General features: G+C 47.0%; 14 protein-coding genes. 11 read left to right on the top strand and 3 right to left on the bottom strand.

The genetic code is table 11. The features are described from left to right. The first annotated feature begins 67 nt into the window (after positions 1-67). The 5 genes from ADIS_RS21665 (at position 68) to ADIS_RS21685 (ending at position 7,283) form a co-directional block, all read left to right on the top strand. Positions 68-862 (top strand): response regulator, encoded by a 795-nt coding sequence (locus tag ADIS_RS21665; RefSeq protein ID WP_035807284.1) that lies wholly within the window; start codon positions 68-70, stop codon positions 860-862. 553 nt (positions 863-1,415) lie between these two features. Next, positions 1,416-1,829, top strand: a complete 414-nt coding sequence (locus tag ADIS_RS21670; RefSeq protein ID WP_010856886.1) for a hypothetical protein — start codon at positions 1,416-1,418, stop codon at positions 1,827-1,829. A 200-nt stretch (positions 1,830-2,029) separates the two neighbouring features. Further along, entirely contained in the window at positions 2,030-2,299 is a 270-nt protein-coding gene (locus ADIS_RS21675; RefSeq protein WP_035807285.1) for a hypothetical protein, read from the top strand. Between the two features lie 316 nt (positions 2,300-2,615). Beyond that, the gene (locus ADIS_RS21680; RefSeq protein WP_010856889.1) at positions 2,616-6,719 is read left to right on the top strand and encodes a DUF7619 domain-containing protein; all 4,104 of its coding nucleotides are present in this window, start codon (positions 2,616-2,618) and stop codon (positions 6,717-6,719) included. Between the two features lie 132 nt (positions 6,720-6,851). Continuing rightward, positions 6,852-7,283, top strand: coding sequence for a hypothetical protein (locus tag ADIS_RS21685; RefSeq protein WP_035807287.1), 432 nt, complete (start codon positions 6,852-6,854; stop codon positions 7,281-7,283). A 213-nt stretch (positions 7,284-7,496) separates the two neighbouring features. Here ADIS_RS21685 and ADIS_RS21690 read toward each other — a convergent pair whose 3' ends face one another. Continuing rightward, a complete protein-coding gene (locus tag ADIS_RS21690; protein ID WP_035807289.1) occupies positions 7,497-8,651 on the bottom strand; it encodes a baeRF3 domain-containing protein in 1,155 nt (384 codons plus the stop codon). A gap of 349 nt (positions 8,652-9,000) precedes the next feature. On the opposite strand from ADIS_RS21690, the gene ADIS_RS21695 reads away from it, so the two are divergent. Further along, the gene (locus tag ADIS_RS21695; protein WP_010856892.1) at positions 9,001-10,458 is read left to right on the top strand and encodes a hypothetical protein; all 1,458 of its coding nucleotides are present in this window, start codon (positions 9,001-9,003) and stop codon (positions 10,456-10,458) included. A 25-nt stretch (positions 10,459-10,483) separates the two neighbouring features. On the opposite strand, the gene ADIS_RS21700 is transcribed toward ADIS_RS21695, so the two are convergent. Then, positions 10,484-11,257, bottom strand: coding sequence for a type III pantothenate kinase (locus ADIS_RS21700; RefSeq protein ID WP_010856893.1), 774 nt, complete (start codon positions 11,255-11,257; stop codon positions 10,484-10,486). Positions 11,258-11,327: 70 nt separating this feature from the next. Here ADIS_RS21700 and ADIS_RS21705 point away from each other — a divergent pair, with 70 nt between their 5' ends. The 3 genes from ADIS_RS21705 to ADIS_RS21715 are packed head-to-tail and all read left to right on the top strand — an operon-like array spanning position 11,328 to position 14,505. Continuing rightward, complete coding sequence (locus ADIS_RS21705; protein WP_010856894.1) at positions 11,328-11,810, top strand: GNAT family N-acetyltransferase; 483 nt, start codon at positions 11,328-11,330, stop codon at positions 11,808-11,810. A gap of 54 nt (positions 11,811-11,864) precedes the next feature. Further along, complete coding sequence (locus tag ADIS_RS21710) at positions 11,865-12,965, top strand: vWA domain-containing protein (protein ID WP_010856895.1); 1,101 nt, start codon at positions 11,865-11,867, stop codon at positions 12,963-12,965. A gap of 7 nt (positions 12,966-12,972) precedes the next feature. Further along, positions 12,973-14,505, top strand: a complete 1,533-nt coding sequence (locus tag ADIS_RS21715; protein ID WP_010856896.1) for a P-loop NTPase family protein — start codon at positions 12,973-12,975, stop codon at positions 14,503-14,505. Positions 14,506-14,526: 21 nt separating this feature from the next. On the opposite strand, the gene polA is transcribed toward ADIS_RS21715, so the two are convergent. Beyond that, on the bottom strand, positions 14,527-17,349 hold the full coding sequence (gene polA / locus ADIS_RS21720; RefSeq protein ID WP_010856897.1) for a DNA polymerase I: 2,823 nt from the start codon (positions 17,347-17,349) through the stop codon (positions 14,527-14,529). Positions 17,350-17,553: 204 nt separating this feature from the next. On the opposite strand from polA, the gene ADIS_RS21725 reads away from it, so the two are divergent. Both ADIS_RS21725 and ADIS_RS23080 read left to right on the top strand, forming a co-directional pair. Continuing rightward, positions 17,554-17,862, top strand: a complete 309-nt coding sequence (locus tag ADIS_RS21725) for a hypothetical protein (protein ID WP_010856898.1) — start codon at positions 17,554-17,556, stop codon at positions 17,860-17,862. Positions 17,863-17,941: 79 nt separating this feature from the next. Continuing rightward, positions 17,942-18,403 (top strand): hypothetical protein, encoded by a 462-nt coding sequence (locus tag ADIS_RS23080; protein ID WP_155907697.1) that lies wholly within the window; start codon positions 17,942-17,944, stop codon positions 18,401-18,403. The last annotated feature ends 88 nt before the right edge of the window (positions 18,404-18,491 follow it).

Here is an 18,491-nt window from a genome sequence, read left to right on the forward strand (position 1 = left end):
TTTTTAACTTAACCTCTGGTACCATTTTAGGGGAGTATTATAATCTTACTTGTTTTGATTGTGTGTGATGAATAAAACGAAGATGCTTTTGTTGGAGGACGACCCCATTCTAGGGGAATTAATCCGTTCGGATTTGGATGAGATGTTTCCAATGGGTCAAATCGAGGTAGTGGGGCCTGCCTTTACCGTCTCCGAAGCGGTAGGCTTGTTGCAGGCAGAGCTTCCAGATATGGCATTGTTGGACATTGAGTTGAGCGGAGACCGGACGGCAGGTATACGCCTCGCCCAACACATTAACCAAACCCGACCTATCCCGCTGGTATTCCTATCTGGATTGCCCAGAAACGAAGGGTTTGAACTGGCCAAACTCACGGCGCCCTACAGCTACCTCACAAAGCCCTATCAAAGTCAGCAATTGGCGGATACGCTGGAGCTTTTGATGGTACGTGAAAATCAGCGAAAGGCAGGCGGCACGGTGTCGGCGTCTACCATCCCAAAGGCTATTTTTGTTTCTACAGGCTATGGAGAGCTCACCCCCCTGCCACTCGATAAGCTGGTCTTGCTGGAAGCTGATGGGAAAATCATACGCGCCTACCTACAGGATGAAGAAAGGCCGATCGTGTTTACTTCCCCCGGCCTCAAAAATTTTTTCATGGACTACCAACGGGAACTCGAAGGGGATTTTTTCCACCTTAGCCGTAAACACGTGATCTCGCTCAGTAAGATACAGCAGGTAAAGGATAACCACATCCGGTTGGTACGCCATTCACCTGATTCGAAACATACTTATTTTGAGATACCTATTCCGAAAAATGGAGACAGCAGAAGGCTGCTGTTTTCGAGGTTGCGGGGCAGTTGGTAAACTACTGCTAATCTGGAAGACCATGGGATGGGCAATGCCACAGACTTTTAACGATTTTCATTTCTGGACTCAGGTAGAAATGTCGACCTGATGGTTTAAGTAAGTGGCTACCATTATGTAAGGTATTATTAAGCGGTCTTACGTTTTCCCGTACCGGAGGCTGGGGCAGATATCCCTCGTGGTCGTGCCACTGAGAGCCGCATGCACCATGCCTTTGCGTTGTATACCGGAATTGTTTTTGGCTCCACCCGTCAGCCCAATCCCGAAATAAACTATATTTTTTAGGATAAAACCACCAATTATTGGTGCCACGCTTTAAAATCCACCCTTTACTTTTGCTTTAAAGATAGGGTGTAACAAAGGATTTTGTAATCAACCCCTTTGTAAATGCGAAGTCCCGTATTCTTAATCTTAGGCGATGCGGGTATATGACAGATTGGATGAAATAATCACCTGATATATTTCAATAAAGTGGAGTCCAGCAACCATTCGGTTCAAACGGGGCGTATTCCGAAAAGCCATACGAGTAGGAGTTGTTTTCAATAGAGGAAAAATGAAATTAAAAGGTCAAATTATCTATGTTGCTATGATCGTGACAGCATTGAGTTTTTTCAGTTGCTCACAGCGGATCGTTGATTTTACGGTCATAAGCTCAAAAAATCACTCCATCGGGTTTGAAAAATCCACAGGTAAACGGGTGACAGGGAAGAGTACCGGATTTTTGGGTATAGGGGCCAATATCAAGGACGCGATGGATAAAGCCTTGCATTCGGCTGGACCAGAGTATGATGTGCTGGTAGATGGGGTAGTAAAGGTGGAAAACTATTTCTTTGTAAGCGGTTACACGGTAGAGGGTACTGCGGTCAATTCAGGAGCGCTTAAGGCAACATTGGGAGAGCAGGAATTCAACAATTGGATGGCAAAAAGCCACGTATTTGATCCGAATGCCGTGGTAATCGAGGAGTGATTGATTTCTTTTTAAAAGGGCCAAAACACAGCTGTTTTGGCCTTTTTTTAAAAAACGAATTGAAAGGGAGTCGGAAGGACGGTGTTAGGGATTACAAGAGCATTGCCAATACTCCAAAATCTATCCGATCTTATAAGGCTGTTGTCGGATTTCTAGTACTTTGCTAATAGGTTGTTTTGTTGAATTAAAGTTAAAACCTAATGATGAAACGGTTTGTACTCTTCTTAGCACTTGGCTTCGTTTTCTTCGGCTGTAGCAGCGATGACTCGCCGGGGAACTGTAACTATGAGCGCGAGTTAAATGAATTTAATCAGCGATTTGACGTGTGGGTGGACAATGTCACGCCAGCCAACTGCAACGACCTCAGAAGCTCGGCCATCCGATTGCTTCAGAAAATGGAAGGCTGTCCGGGTGTGACCAATCTGGAGGCCACTATGAAGGAGTGGCGGGATATTGATTGTGACATTTAGCGTTGTTTCTCCGAAAGCAGTCAGAATGAGTTTAGCAACAACTGGATTGATAAGCTATTTTGAAGGTATTTACAAAATAATCCTAGCGTAATTCACCCAGTTTTATGCCGGAGTTAAACTTCCCCATAATTGGCTACTAGTTATCTTCCTAAAAATTGCTAATATCCTCGTCATACTTTTTCCCAATAAATTAAATATGTAATCTAGTTACGCGTAATTAATGAATGTAATTTCTAATTTTATTATAGTATCTGATAATTCAATTTTGGAATAGACACCTAAACTTTATTAAATCTACCAAACCAACAAACTGCCTATGAAAACCAACTTTACCCTTTTTTTGATCGGATTGCTTTTCGCAGCATTTAATCAGGCTTTTGCACAAGCAGTGGATCTTGGTTTTCGGTCGGGTCTAGCAAGCCAGGATATAGTATACACCATGGCATTATTGGAGGATGGGAAAGTACTGGTCGGTGGATCCATTAATGATTCCAATATGGATCCTTCGAAACCGAGAAACCTTGCCAGAATAAATGCAGACGGTTCAGTAGACCCCACACCTAATTTTGGATCAGGGTTTAACGGACTGGTTAAAAAAATTGTAGTTCAGGAGGATGGAAAGATCTTGGTAGGAGGAAGATTTTCCCAGTACAATGGATTAGCTGTCAACAAATTGACCAGATTGAACTCGGATGGGACATTGGATCAGGCGTTTATGGATTCTATACCTCCCATACCATCAAATTGGTTTGAAGTAAGTGAAATCAAACTATTAGGTAGCGGAGAAATTTTGGTTGGAGCAACCGCAACCAATTCCCGTCAACCATTATCTTCCATGATAAAAAAGCTTAGGCCAGATGGAAAGGCGGTTGATTCCTTTAATCCTAGCGGAGATTTTTATGCCAGCATTTTTTCTATTGATGTACAATCCGAAGGTGGGATTATTATATGTGGGCAGTTATCAAGTTATTCAAATCCGAACCAGCAAATAGGCGTACTACGGCTGGCGGAAAACGGTTCATTCGATTCGTCTTTTAAACTGAGCAACACACGATTTCGAATTTCAAAAGTAAAAGTTCAAGCAGATGATAGGATATTGGTTGGGGGGTCTTTTCGGGAATTTGGCGGACAAGCGCACAACCATTTGGTCAGGTTGACTTCGTCTGGAGAAATAGATCCTTCCTTTGAAACTGCCGACGGCTTTTTTACAGGAACATCCACCGGTGTAGGGGCTGGGCCAATAGGTGGAATCAATGATATAGTTATCGATACTCAGGATCGAATTATACTTTCCGGTGAATTTTTAAGGTATCGAGAACATCCGGTATATGGTATCGTACGATTGAATTCGAACGGTAGTATACAGTCAACCTTTAACAGTTGTGGTGTATTTCGTCAAAACAGCCCTCAAATTTATCAATCACTGTTGTTAGCCGATGGAAAAGTTCTCTCAGGGGGTAGAATCGCTGAATTTGATGGAATTCCGAGGATAAACGGTATGATTAAACTGACGGGGGAGGTGACGGCAAACCCAAGTCCGATTATCGATTTTGATGTTATCACTGTAGGTAGAAGGGCAAGCTTTGTCAACAACAGCCAACATGCATTTGATTACGAGTGGAATTTTGGGAATTGGTGGTCTTCGTCTACTGGTACCAATCCTGTTCATATCTTTGATGCACCAGGCAGATATAGCGTCTCCTTAACAGGCAAGGGTTTTTGTGGAGAAACTGTGACCTTTGCAAAGGAAATCTCTGTTTTTGGAGTTAGTAATGTTCATCCTAAGAAGGGTGGGAACCAAGGATTTGTGACAATGACGCTTTCAGGGTTTGGTTTTTCGGAGCAAACAGAGGTGAGACTTTTAAAGGGAGGTCAGCAAATTAGCGGGAAGACGTCTTTTGTGAGTGCATCTAGTGATGAAGTCCAGGTTTTTTTTGACCTAACAGGAAGAGATCTTGGAGAATGGACCCTTGATGTAAGAGATGGGTGGAATAATCTTCAAGTAAGCGAGACTTTTGAAATTGAAAATCTTGTTGCTCCTGAAATACATGCTGAGTTTGTAGGGAGAAATCAAGTTAGGGCGGGAAGGGCAGAGCGACTTACGGTTCGGTATTCCAATACCGGAAATGTAGATGCTTTAATGGTACCTTTGACGCTACGATTTCCGTCAAAGATAAGCGTTGAATTATTCGACTCCCTTAGTCTAATCAGCAACCTTGCTGAAATAGCTGGTTTAGAAGACTATCGTGAAGATACAATATCTGTTACAGTAAGTAAAGGTGATTTTACTTATCTACCACTAATTATTCCTATAATCTCTGCTGAAGGTTTTGGCGAAATAGATTTTTTGGTTTTAGGGGAAAATGTTTCAGAATTTGACATTTCAATTATATCAAATACACCGTTTCTACAAGCTTTGGACAAACCTAGCTTTGATAGTAGGGTTATGGTAACCGAGGGGTGCTGGACAACTTATCTTGGTTATTCTTTGACAGGGTTAGGGCTGGCAACTTCAGCGGTATCTGTTGGTGGGTGTGCCGTGCCCCTTGCTTTAGGGGTTGTAGGTGTGGGGGGCAGTATTGCATCATGGTTTTATTTAAATAACGCAGATGATAATTTTAATAACATGGTTGCGGTATCAGCGGCGTCGTTTGCCGTTGGAGTTTCGAGCTTGGTTATAGCAGCAGGGACATGTTCAGCCGGGGCAGGGGGAGCTGTGGCGGGTGCTTTGCTTACAGCTGCCGGATATGGGTTAACAGTAGCTGATGCTTATTTGAATCCGCAGTGTTTCGGTAGTCGGAAGGTAATTTGGAATAGTAATATTCAAGTATTGGCTGCACATGATCCAAACGAAAAAGTAGGCCCGACTAACATAACAGAAGAAAACTACACCCAGGGCAGATTTCCTTTTACCTACACAATATTCTTTGAAAACGTGGATTCAGCAACTGCCGCAGCCCAGGAAGTGATCATACTAGACACCTTGGATAGGCAGGTTTACGATTTGTCTACGTTCATGCTTACCGGATATGGCTATGGAAATGAACGATATAGGGTACCTACTGGATTAAGCGCGTATAGCAATAGCAATCCGCTTCAACGGAATATTGGTGATCCAATGAACGTTCGCTTCGACGGTTTTCTAGATCCTGAGACCGGCGTGGTGAAGTGGCGGTTTTTGTCGGTGGACCCGACTTCGGGTGAATTAATCGATGACCCAATAGACGGATTTCTTCCCCCCAACAAAAATCCAGGTGAAGGAGAGGGATTTGTCACCTTTTCCATCATGCCCAAACAGGAGTTGCCGACCGGAACGAGGATTGAAAACAAAGCTCTGATTTATTTTGACTTTAATGAGCCCATCGTAACCGATGTTTTTGTGAATACCATTGACAAAATCAGCCCAGTAAGTAGGGTGACTTCCCTCCCATCCGTCTCAGCTGATACGCTGTTCACCGTTTCATGGTCTGGTGAAGACGAACATTCCGGGATCCGTAGTTACGATGTATTGGTCTCCGTGAATGGGGGGGATTTCGGATTTTGGCAATACGGCGTGCCACATACATCTGCCGAATTTAGTGGACACTCAGATTCTACCTATCGGTTTTATGCAATTGCAACAGATCATGCGGGTAACCGTGAGGAAGGAAAATCAAATTTTGAAGCGGAAACCAAGGTTTTGATCAGGTCTTTTGTAATTGAAGAAATAGAAACCATTGCCCCCACTTGTGTCGGGGATGATAGTGGTTCAGCATTGATAAGTGTTTCAAGTTCCAACGTCACCCTGGAATACAGCCTAAATAACAGCACCTTTCAAGACGAGAACCGCTTTACTGGGCTTTCTCCGGGGGACTACATCGTCTATGTCAGGGATAAGGCCAACAATGATAATGCGCTGGAAGCAGCGTTCAACATCGCACAAGCTGAAAATGAATCTCCCCCTATTCCCAACGTGAGTATCAGTGGAAGCCAGGTTTTTGCAGAGGAGCTATCGCTGATTTCAAGCAGTACTACCGGAAACCAATGGTATAAAGACGGGGTCGCCATACCTGGAGCCACGCAGCAGAGTCTATCGATAACCGAAGCAGGAACCTACCACGTAGTCGTGACCGGAACCGGCGGATGTACCTCGCGCTCCGATATGACCGCCATTACATCTACCCGTGAGGAGGTGCGAGGCCTATCCATTCAGCTGTACCCAAATCCCGCGGAAAATGGTACAACGGTGCGCTTTGGACGGGAAACCTACGTAGATCGCGTAGCAATCTATTCCACCACGGGCGTACTGTTGCGCGAGAGCAGGGAAATGATGTCCGTCGAGCGGGTATTTATCGATCTAGCTGGGTTGCCTGCGGGCAGTTATTATGTACAGGTAGAGGGCATCGGATTGATGGAAAGGCTAAGGCTGATCAAAAAATAAGCGGTTATGAAATCGAGCACGAGGCAAGCAACACACGGAGGGACGCCCCGATAGCTATCGAGGAATTCGTGCGAGATTCCATCCCGATAAACCGGGACTAAGTTGTGACCGCTGAAAAACAATTATAGACACATGAAAAATTTACATAGTAATATCAAATCGATCGTCTTTATGCTTTTGTTTTCGGTACTCGTTGCCTGCGGAAGTGACGATACCCCGGCCCCGACCCCGACCCCGCAACCAAAAACGCCGGCGGAAATGATTGCGAAATCGTGGCGGGTAATTTCGGTATCGAAAGGTGGACAACCTGTCAATTCGACCTCCTTCCAGATAGCCTTTCGGTCTAACAATACCTATGGGTTTACAACCACGGAAATCCCCGGATTTCCAAGTGAGGGAAATTGGCAGCATGTTTCAGCGGGCAATATCATACGGCTGGACAATGGTGCGGTGGACCTGCGGGTGGTGGGTACAATCACCGAAACCAGTCTGGTATTTGAATATACCTACCCTAACTACAAAATGGGGGATGTGGTGGTAAGGTTTACGCTTGGTTCCCCCTAGTCGGGAGGTTTTGCCCCCACTAGCTTGACGCCATGCCTAAAGAGTCACTTTTGGGTATGGCGTTTTCATTTAGTTCCACTGGATGTGGATTAGATAAACATTACAGATAGAAGTAAACTCCTCCCCTTACAAACGAAAAATAAACACCGAACCTCTGAGGAGATTCGGTGCAGCGACTAGGCAAGGGTTACAAAGTTTCCTGTGTCAGAACTGTCAGTACCTAAATATGCCGGCCAATCCCGTTTCAGTCGGCATGTTGTCGCATGGGACGATTACCACCTTGCCGCCCATTTTCATGACCAGTTCGCCCATATCATCCGTGAGGTCGTCGATTCTTGGATTGGTTATGTACTTCCTCTGCGTGTTGCCGGTTTCGAGGTTGGTAATTCGCGCGGCAATGACCTTATCGGCTTCCACCAGCAGGGTATCAATTCTCCCATCCTTGGCCGCCACCGCCAATTCCTTGTAATCGTCAGAGCCTCTACCGGCTGCTTGTGCTTCTCCAAATCGCTCTCCGAGATCCGTCAGTCGCTGGAGGTAGGAGGGCTGGATCACCTCCCAAGCCATTTTCGCAAGCTCCCGCTCATCTGACGAAAAGGGGTCCATTTTAATGCCCTCGGGCAGTAAATGAGGGTTTTTGCTAACTTCCTGAAATAAGTGGTGATGCTCGGGCAAGGCGGCTAATAGCAACGGGAGGTCAAAGGGTTTGGAGTAGTGTGTTTCCACATAGTTGGATACCATCCGGAAGAAGCGCTCCGCATCCACATCCACTTCTTCCTTTTTACTCCCATGGCCATGGTGCATGGTACTGCTCTCTCCGCTTACCCCTCCATAGGAAGCTGCCGTAAGGTGCTTGTCGGTAAGTTCCTCGCCAAGAGCTTCTTGGATAGTGGTAGGGATGTCGCCTTTCAGGTCGATTTCTTCCAAGCTGTGCCGATTCCCTTCGTAGAGTTTGATTTTGTGGAGGCTAAGTCCCAATAGATGAAAACGGTCCCCCGATTGCAGAAACTTTCTCAAGGGCTTTGTATGGAAGGTGTCGGCCACAATCAAGAGCTGTTCAAGGTTTATAGGAAGCCGTGCCACTTCGAAGGTATTCTCAGATCGAAAGATAGCCAGCCCGTCGAGGTTGTGGTTCCAAAATGCATAGTCTTGCTGAATTTTGATTAGCGGCTCCAACAGAACCTGGGTCTCTTCCTCAGAATATTTCTGTGTGAGGGACGTTTCAGCTTCCTTAATCATGTTCTTAAATCGTATGGGGTCCTGCTCGGTGTTCGGATGATGGCGGTGTGTGGGCATGTAGAGCGATATGCACGGATTATCGTCAGACTGCAGTAGTTTATGGACAAATTTCTCACTGATGGTTTCCATGGTTTAGTTGGTTTTTGGTGGAACAATTGGTTTAAAGGGCCCGGTAAATCGACAATAACGTGGGAAATATTTTACCCGATTAATCGCATTTGGACCCATAGTTAATGAAAAACGGATAAGTTTGCGTATCCTGAGTAACATGGGAAATAGATACAAGCTTCGTGCCAGCAGGGGGATCGCTTTTTGAGTCCTTCAGACAAAGCCCGTGGATAGAAATAGGCGCTAAAAATCTAACGGAGCTAAAATTTGCCTGCTATTTGGTATCCGTTGAACTTATATTCTTTCTAATTTTACCTAAACTATCGAATTACCTAAACTATCGAATGGCGACCAGCCATATTACCCCACCATGAGCAAAAAACAGCAAGCACTTACCCCCCACGCCTACCTGAAATCTGGAATGGCGCTTAAATTGCCGGTTTATAAATGTTATGTTCCCGAGAGCTGGAGAGAGACCAAAAAGTTTTATTTGGTGTTTTCGCGGCAACACGTCAACGGGAATATTACGCTAGCGGGGATTTTGGTAGACCTGCTGTGCACGGGCATCAAGGACGTGATTTACCGGGTTAATATGCCGATGTTCGAATTCGAGCGTTTTTTGGAAGACTTGGAGGAAGGTATCGAGGATGAGATGATCGAGGTTTCGCGGGACTTGGCCCATAATATTGTTTACGGGGCGCTGGAATATGGGTCTGATAATGGGATTCGTCCCCACGAAGATTTCCGCTGGGCAGCCTTGATCATAGGTCCTGATTCGGATGATGTTCCTCTGATTGATGATATTCCATTTGGTGAATTAGGTATGCCGCTTCTGCTCCTTGATGGAGATGATCCCAAGGAGGCCTATTACCTTCGGCAACTAAGGACTCACGTAGGCGAGGGCAATTTTCGGGCGATGCATCGCGATGATTATTTCGAGGAAGATGATGATGATGAGTATACCGACGGCGAAGTGAACATGCATTCTGAAATCCATGCAATAGCAAATTGGAACCGGGAGGACTGGGAGCAGTGGTTTGAAAATGTAGTGGATTTGGATATGAAAGATCTAAATCAAGCCGTTCAATTCCAATCAGTTCTATTTTTCATTTATACCCGATTCATTTTTCGGAATGCGTTGACGGAGTTTGAAATGGATGCATTGATTGGCCAGCCCATTGAATGGACGGATGAACAGATCGAAACGGGATATGGTGTCAATCTTCCGGAAGAGGTGAACGATGAGATGGTCGAGCTTACCCAAGTGTTAAAGGATGGATCTACCGAAAGACAGGCTCGGGATATTAGGGATAGGCTTACCCAGTTGATTGAAGAATACCCGCATATCCCCTACTTTTATAACCTGCGTTACAACGCCATTCGGGTATTGGATGGCATTGAGGCATTCCGGGAGGAAGTAGCGGTAACGCTGGAGCGGTTTCCGGATTATTTTTTCGCCAAGTTGGATCTGATAGATGCGATGCTGGAAGCGGGTGAGGAGTTTGACTTCGCTGATTTTTTCGGAGGAGCAACCAACCTGTCCGCTATTTTTCCAACTAGGAAGCTGTTCCATGCAAGTGAAGTGATAAAGTTTTCCACCCTTATGATTAGGTATCATTTGCGCCTTAAGCAGCATGTACAGGCGTATGCCTATTACTCGGATGTTGTGGGGCTTGCCGATCTATTGCCTCCTCCAGTGTTGAGAGATTTGATGGAGGCATGTTCCTTTGAGGCCGTGAGGGTCTTGACCCTTGCAGACCAGGATCCGTTATTTAGAGAGGACCTTTTCGACACGCTACTCGAAGTGGAGGACGACGAAAACTATTGATAGGGGTAATCCGGTACATTTTTCCTTATGTATTGTTAGCCTCAGTAATCAGTCGGATACCCTCCACGGTGAGGCGACGATCGATGTGGTCAAATCGGTGTTCAAGTTTTGGCAATAGGTGTGACAGGCCACCGGTGCCAATAACCGGAGTAGCGGAGCCTAGCTCGTCGAATATAGCATCCAGCATGCCATTTACCAGTCCCACGTAGCCATAAATCACCCCTGCCTGTATGGAATGTACGGTATCCCTGCCAATGGCGGATGCAGGCACCTCCAGTCGTACTTCCGGCAGCTTTGCGGTATTTGTAAACAAGGATTTCAGGGCGGTTTTGATTCCAGGGACGATATTTACCCCAAGAACCTCGCCGCTAGCACTTACCACCGTAAACGTCAGCGCAGTTCCAAAATCCACCACCACACAGGCCGATTGATAGCGGGTGTAGGCAGCCATCACGTTGCACATCAGGTCAGATCCGATTTCGTCCGGTTTTTCGGTTCGGATGGGGAGACGTTCGTAGCTTCGTCCCGAGATCAGGTAGGGTTCTTTTCGGAGGAAGTTTCTACTAAAACTTTCCAGTGTACGGTTGACCTCAGGAACGACCGAACTGATCCCTATTCGGGTGATCGCATCGACTCTGATTTCATTTTCGAGCAGGTAGAGGCCTATGCGTTGGTTCAGTTCCGCTTCGCTTAGGTTGGCCCGGGTTTCGAGTCGGAATTCGCGTGTCCATTCCCTTGATAGGGGATCGAAGAAACTGATGACAATGTTGGAATTTCCTGCGTCTAGGGATAGGAACATACTGGAAAGGATTTAGTCCAAAGATAAAAAAGTGTTCCCTAAATTTGGGGGTTTTTGCTAATTTGAGCCTATGTACACAATCAGAAGAGGACAGAAAGACGATATACCGGCGGTTTTTGAATTGATCAACGAGCTGGCGGTGTATGAAAGGGCGCCGGAGCAGGTAACCAATACCGTGGCCATGATGGAGGAGGATGGGTTTGGCAAGCATCCCGTATACGGTTTTTTTGTGGCTGAAAGGGCCGATACGGGCAAAATTATAGGCACAGCCATTTACTACTACCGGTACAGTACCTGGAAGGGAAAGCGACTTTATTTAGAGGACTACATCGTAACCGAATCCGAGCGGGGAAAGGGCGCCGGCAAGCTGCTGTTTGAGAGGGTCATGATGCAATGTTTGGAGGATGGATGCACAGGGATGATGTGGCAAGTACTCGACTGGAACGAACCTGCTATCCATTTTTATAAAAAATACAACAGTGAGTTCGATTCCGGTTGGATCAACTGCCATTTGCAGGCAGAGGATATCGAGAGGATGCTCGATCGTGAATAAATCCTTTTTCCAATCACTCAAACCCATTTGCCTGGAAACGTGTTATAGGCCTATATGAAGGGATTTAGATTTACCAAGTTTGTTCCGGAAAAGGATCCAGATAAAAACACCTTCGACCAACTGCTGGATATCTTTATGCAGTTGGTGACCATGACGGGAGGAGATGTGGCCGAGGCTCTGAGCTGGCTTACCAATCTGGACAATCGATACGGCCTTACCCGCCCCGGCTATGGCATAGGGGATTTTATTGAGGATCTGAAGACGAAAGGTTACCTCGAGGATAAGACAGGGAAAGGTGAGTTTAAAATAACCGGCAAGTCTGAGCAGACAATTCGAAAAAATGCACTGGAGGAGATTTTTGGGAAACTAAAGCGGGGCAAGTCGGGGCAACACAAGACCACCCACACCGGGCCTGGAGAAGAGGCTGGATCAGATCGACGCCCCTTTCAGTTTGGGGATAATCTGGACCAAATCGCCCTGACAGATTCCCTGCGTAATGCGCAGGTAAACCATGGCTTTTCCGATGATTTTCTGCTTACAGAGGATGACCTGGAGGTTGTGGATAAGGAATTGCGCACGCAGACCTCTACCGTGCTGATGATCGATATTTCCCACTCGATGATCCTGTATGGGGAAGACCGTATCACGCCGGCCAAAAAAGTGGCCATGGCGTTGGCCGAGCTCATAAAAACCCGTTATCCCAAGGATACCTTGGATGTGATCGTCTTTGGCAACGATGCATGGCAAATCGAAATCAAAGACCTGCCCTACCTCCAAGTGGGTCCCTACCATACCAATACGGTGGCTGGACTGGAACTTGCCATGGATCTTCTACGGCGCAGGAAGAACCCCAACAAGCAGATATTCATGATTACCGATGGCAAGCCGACCTGTCTCAAGGTGGGTATCAAATACTACAAAAATGCCTTTGGGATTGACAGTAAGATACTGAAAGAAACCCTAAAGCTGGCCGCGCAGTGCAGACGCTTAAAGATACCCGTCACCACTTTCATGATTGCCTCCGATCCCTATTTAAAGGAGTTTGTGAAGGAGTTTACCACCGTAAACAACGGGAACGCCTATTACAGTAGCCTGAAGGGGTTAGGCCACTTGATTTTCGAAGACTACCGAAGAAACAGAACCAAACGTTTTTAAAAAAAGGATGGAATACAGCCAATTGTCCAGCAAGGATTTGTTACGAATTAAAACCCTCGGTCAACTTAAGGCGGCCGGTTATCAACCCAAAAGTGTAAAAGATGAGCTCAGGGCCAACCTGATAGATAAAATCAAACGGCAGCAAAACGTTTTTGAAGGAATCTGGGGGTACGAGGACACCGTAATCCCCGATATAGAGCGGGCTATTCTTTCCAAGCACAATATCAACCTATTGGGGCTTCGTGGGCAGGCAAAAACCCGGATAGCAAGGATGATGACCCAACTGCTCGATGAATACGTTCCGGTAGTAGCCGGTGCGGAGTTGAACGATGATCCCCTGCTCCCTTTATCCTCCCAGGCGAGGCAGCTGATCCACGAAAAAGGAGACGAAACGCCCATCGTATGGTGGCATAGACATGACCGTTACACCGAGAAGCTTGCCACTCCTGACGTATCGGTGGCCGATCTGATCGGTGATGTGGATCCTATCAAAGCCGCTACGCTGAAATTGTCCTACAACGACGAGCGGGTAATCCATTTCGGTCTTGTGCCAAGATCCCATCGAGGTATTTTTGTTATCAATGAACTTCCCGATCTGCAGGCAAGGATACAGGTGGCTCTTTTCAACATCCTGCAGGAGGGGGATATCCAAATTCGGGGATTCAAGCTCCGCCTTCCCTTGGATATTCAGTTTGTATTCACGGCAAACCCCGAAGATTACACCAACCGGGGCAGCATCGTGACGCCGTTGAAGGACCGGATCGAGAGCCAGATTATAACCCACTACCCTAAGAGTATCGCCATAGGTCGCAAGATCACTGAACAGGAGGCGCGGGTCGAAAACAGGCCCATGGAGCGCATCCATGTGCCGGAATTGATGAAGGACCTGATCGAGCAAATAGCTGTGGAGGCGCGTAGCAGCGAGTACGTGGATGAAAAGAGTGGTGTGTCCGCGAGGCTTACCATTTCCGCTTATGAAAACCTGATTTCTGCCGCGGAGCGGAGGCTCTACCGAAATGGTGAAAACGACACAGTCATCCGAATCGTGGATTTGATTGGAGTGATACCGGCCATTACCGGAAAGGTAGAGCTGGTTTATGAGGGAGAGCAGGAAGGGGCAGGCTTGGTAGCCTATAACCTTATAGGCAAGGCCATTCGAACCCTTTTCGTGTCGTATTTCCCTTCGCCCGAACAGAAGAAGAAGTCTAAGGAAGGCAATCCCTATGTGTTACCCTTGGCCTGGTTTGGAGAAGGCAATACCTTGGATCTGCTGGCTACCGATTCCGACAAGGACTACAAAACAGCGCTACAGGGAGTACCCGGCCTTGAAAAAGTAATTACGGACTTCGTAAAGCAACTGCCGGAAAGGGAGAAGGAGTTTTTTATGGAATTTGCCCTTCATGGCCTAGCAGAATACAGCCAACTGAGTAAAAAGCTGGTAGATACCGGGATGCAGTTCAGAGACCTTTTCAGCAGCATGTTTGATATGGGTGCAGGTGAAGACTTGGAGGATGAGGATGATGACGAGGGGTTCAACTGAGCCAGCCCGGAGCCCAATCGGCTAGTGGGCTTCCAGCCAATCGTTGCCGGTGCCCACCTCCACGACGATCGGCACACCGATGTCAACCGCATGGGCCATTAGTTGGGGGATTTCTCTTTTGAGGATATCCACTTCCGAATGATGTGCGTCAAAGACCAGTTCGTCGTGGACTTGCAGGATCATTTTAGAACGTAAGGCTTCTTTTTTCATCCACCGGTGAACCTGTATCATGGCTACCTTGATCATGTCGGCAGCAGAACCTTGGATAGGAGCGTTGATCGCGTTTCGCTCCGCAAAGCCACGCATGGTAGCGTTTCGACTGTTGATGTCACGAAGATAGCGTCTCCTACCCAGAATGGTTTCCACGTATTCTTGTTTTCGGGCCTTCTCGATGGAGTCGTCCATGTATGCTTTTACTGCCGGGAACTCTTTGAAATAAGCATCAATGATTTCCTTTGCTTCCCCCCTGGGTATATTGAGTCGCTGGGAAAGCCCAAACGCCGATATGCCGTAGATAATCCCAAAGTTGGCGGTTTTGGCTTTTCGACGCATGTCGGAAGTTACCTCTTCCAAGGCCACCTGGAAAATCTTGGCAGCGGTAGTCGCGTGCACATCCCGACCATTCTTAAAGGCTTCGATCATGGATTCATCTTGGGAGAATGCCGCCATGATCCGCAGTTCGATTTGGGAATAGTCCGCAGCCAGGATGACGTGCTCCTCGTCCCTGGGTACGAACGCTTTTCGGATCTCTCGCCCCCTTTCAGAGCGGATCGGGATGTTTTGCAGGTTGGGATTGATGGATGAAAGACGACCGGTAGCTGCCACGAATTGATTGTAGGTGGTGTGGATACGCCCAGTTTTGGGGTTTATCAGTTCTGGAAGCGCATCCACATAGGTGGATTTTAGTTTTACCAATTGCCTATAGTCAAGAATGGCTTGAGCGATTTCGTGCTCGCCAGCCATCTTGCTAAGAACTTCTTCACCAGTAGCAAATTGACCTGTTTTGGTTTTTTTTGCTTTGGGATCCAGGTTCATTTTAACAAAGAGAATCTCTCCCAACTGCTTGGGAGAACTCAGGTTGAAGGTTTCGCCCGCCAATTCAAATACCCGCTTTTCAACCTCTTTGCTTTCCTTTTCCAACTCTACCGAAAGTTCGGCGAGTGCTTCCGTGTTGATCCGAACACCCTCAAACTCCATTGCGGTAAGAACCCGTATCAGCGGATTTTCCACTTCATGGAAGAGTTTTTCCACCCCCTGGGTTTTGACCAGCGGATCCAACACTTGTTTTAGTTGCAGGGTGATGTCAGCGTCTTCGGAGGCATAGTCGACTACCTCGTCTATGTCTACATCGCGCATGTTTCCCTGGTTTTTCCCTTTTTTGCCGATCAGACTTGTGATGGATACGGGCTTGTAGTTTAGGTAGTGTTCGGCCAGCCAGTCCATCGAATGCTTTCCTTCTGGCTCTATTAGGTAATGGGCCAACATGGTATCGTAGAGTGTACCTTTAACCTCTATGCCGTAATTTTTGAGTACCAAGAGGTCATATTTGATGTTTTGCCCGATCTTGGTAATGGATTCGTTTTCGAAAACCGGTGACAGCCACAAAAGAATCGCTTGAGTGCCTTCTTGATCCTCAGGCAATGGTAGGTAGTACGCCTCGCCGGGAATATACGCAAATGCGATTCCGACCAGTGTTGCCTCGTTGGGGTTTAGGGACGTGGTTTCCGTGTCGAAGCAGATTTCAGGCTGTTGAACCAAGTAGCTGACCAGCTCGCCTACCTCCTGTTTTCCCTCTACCCGGTGATAACTATGGGCACGGGAATACAGGGTGTCGTGGGTTGCTGGGATAGGATCGGTTGGGGTATCTTCCGGAAGGGCTTCCACGGTTTCGGCTGGTTTGTCTTCCATGCCGGTAAAGAGCCCGAGTTGTTCATCCACGCGTATGGTCGGCTTTTTGAGGGCCTCGCCAAACACCCGTTTGGTTAGCGTGCGGAATTCCAATTCGGCAAAAAGGGCCTTCAACTTTTCCTCATCCGGGCCATCGTAGCGTAGTTCCTCCTCAACGAAATCAATGGGGACGTCCAGACTAATGGTGGCCAGTTCCTTTGAGAGAATTCCCTGTTGCCCAAACTCCTCCACTTTCTCCCGTTGTTTTCCTTTCAGATCATGGGTGTTTTTTAACAACTCCTCGATGGTACCGTAGGTTTTTAGCAGTTTTACGGCCGTTTTTTCCCCAATTCCGGGAATTCCCGGGATATTGTCTACCGCATCTCCCATGAGGCCAAGAATATCCCGAACCTGGTCCACATGTTCAATGTCCCATTTGGCGCAGACTTCTTTAGGCCCCATGATGTCTACCCCGTTCCCCATGAAGGCGGGCTTATAGAGAAAAATATGTTCTTCCACCAGCTGCCCATAGTCCTTATCGGGCGTCATCATATATACCTCAAAGCTTGTCCGTTCGGCTTTTTTGGCGATGGTACCTATGATATCATCCGCTTCGTATCCATCCAGCTCCAATACTGGGATGTTAAACCCCTGAACCAGTTGTTTTACCCAGGGGATGGCGATCTCAATGTCCTCGGGTTGTTCCTGTCGGTTAGCTTTGTAGGCTTCGAAGCGTTCATGGCGGAATGTGGGCGCGTGGGTATCAAAGGCAACGGCAATATGAGTGGGTTTCTCTTTCTCCAATACCTCTAGCAACGTGTTCGTAAAACCGAGCATTACACCTGTATTAAGCCCTTTGCTGTTGATGCGAGGGTTCTTGCTAAATGCGAAATAAGCCCGGTAAATAAGGGCCATGGCGTCAAGGAGAAACAACTTTTTGGAACCTTTGTTAGACATAGGTAAAGGGGTTAGGACAGCGTTAGAGGCAGCAGTTTGCGGTAAATAGATGGCTAAATTACAAATTTATTGCAATATGGAAGAAAGAAAGTGTGGCGCGAGGCTGGACCTTTTGGTAAGGTATTTGGTAGGCTTTGGGGTAGTCATTTGCAGCTTGCAATTGACTTCATTAAAAATCTATGTTCAAACAAACCCATTATTCACATGAAAACGATCGCATATTTTTTGTCCCTGGTGTTTTTAGTAACGTCCCTGGCACCGGCAGCCGTGGCAAAAGATGTCAAGGAGGAGAATTCACTAACTCCGGAGGAGGAGCTACGCTTGGAGGAAATCAGTGAACGTGTGGCCGAGATTAGGGCCATGGATTTTGCCAAGATGAGCAAGGCAGAAAAACGGGAGCTCCGCAAAGAGCTGCGGGAAATTAACAAGGAAACAAAAGCACTAAGTGGAGGGGTGTATCTTTCCGTGGGAGCGATCATCGTTATATTGCTGATTTTGATTCTCATCACCTAGGCAAGGAATCTCCTTTCTCTATTTCATTTTTGGCATGATTTTTTCATATTAATTATGAAAAAGATGAAAGGAGGATAGAATGAAGACAAGAAAATGGATTGTATTATTCACAATTGTAGCGGGGATGATGTTTGCCGCCTCTTGTTCTTCCCACCGGGTAGTTGACCCTTATGGTTACCATGATCCTTTGTACTACGGTCCAGGAATGTATTATGGACCGGGGATGTTTGCTCCCGGCTTTTATGGGCCGGCAGTCTTTCCCCGAAATAACGTGATCATTCAGCGGAACCAACCGCAACGAAATAACCGCAACGTAGCCCCTAGGAGTAATAGACAGCCTGCACAGGTAAGCCCGAACAATCGAAGAACAACGGCTCCGAACCGTCAGAGCGTTCAGCCAAGAAGTCCAAGGTCAAATCCGTCAATTAACAGACGGAGTTCGGCACCACCTGCAAATCGCAGTACCGTGTCGCCTGGCACCCGGTCTACGGCACCTGCTTCCCGGGGCGGAAGTAGCCCTTCCAACAGAAGGGGCAATTAACTCAAGTCAACAATCAAAAGAGCCACTAGGTCGAGTGGTGGCTCTTTTTGGTGTGCCGTGCATGTTAACTAACTAGGTGGTGAAAGTC

Source organism: Lunatimonas lonarensis, from assembly GCF_000390185.1.
Classification (GTDB): Bacteria; Bacteroidota; Bacteroidia; order Cytophagales; family Cyclobacteriaceae; genus Lunatimonas; species Lunatimonas lonarensis.

Excerpts from the sequence above, each read along its gene's own strand:
- ADIS_RS21675 (WP_035807285.1), top strand. The coding sequence starts at position 2,030 with ATGATGAAACGGTTTGTACTCTTCTTAGCACTTGGCTTCGTTTTCTTC.
- ADIS_RS21665 (WP_035807284.1), top strand. The coding sequence starts at position 68 with ATGAATAAAACGAAGATGCTTTTGTTGGAGGACGACCCCATTCTAGGG.
- ADIS_RS21715 (WP_010856896.1), top strand. The coding sequence starts at position 12,973 with ATGGAATACAGCCAATTGTCCAGCAAGGATTTGTTACGAATTAAAACC.
- ADIS_RS21690 (WP_035807289.1), bottom strand. The coding sequence starts at position 8,651 with ATGGAAACCATCAGTGAGAAATTTGTCCATAAACTACTGCAGTCTGAC.
- ADIS_RS23080 (WP_155907697.1), top strand. The coding sequence starts at position 17,942 with ATGAAGACAAGAAAATGGATTGTATTATTCACAATTGTAGCGGGGATG.
- ADIS_RS21710 (WP_010856895.1), top strand. The coding sequence starts at position 11,865 with ATGAAGGGATTTAGATTTACCAAGTTTGTTCCGGAAAAGGATCCAGAT.
- ADIS_RS21705 (WP_010856894.1), top strand. The coding sequence starts at position 11,328 with ATGTACACAATCAGAAGAGGACAGAAAGACGATATACCGGCGGTTTTT.
- ADIS_RS21700 (WP_010856893.1), bottom strand. The coding sequence starts at position 11,257 with ATGTTCCTATCCCTAGACGCAGGAAATTCCAACATTGTCATCAGTTTC.
- polA (WP_010856897.1), bottom strand. The coding sequence starts at position 17,349 with ATGTCTAACAAAGGTTCCAAAAAGTTGTTTCTCCTTGACGCCATGGCC.
- ADIS_RS21670 (WP_010856886.1), top strand. The coding sequence starts at position 1,416 with ATGAAATTAAAAGGTCAAATTATCTATGTTGCTATGATCGTGACAGCA.
- ADIS_RS21685 (WP_035807287.1), top strand. The coding sequence starts at position 6,852 with ATGAAAAATTTACATAGTAATATCAAATCGATCGTCTTTATGCTTTTG.
- ADIS_RS21725 (WP_010856898.1), top strand. The coding sequence starts at position 17,554 with ATGAAAACGATCGCATATTTTTTGTCCCTGGTGTTTTTAGTAACGTCC.
- ADIS_RS21695 (WP_010856892.1), top strand. The coding sequence starts at position 9,001 with ATGAGCAAAAAACAGCAAGCACTTACCCCCCACGCCTACCTGAAATCT.
- ADIS_RS21680 (WP_010856889.1), top strand. The coding sequence starts at position 2,616 with ATGAAAACCAACTTTACCCTTTTTTTGATCGGATTGCTTTTCGCAGCA.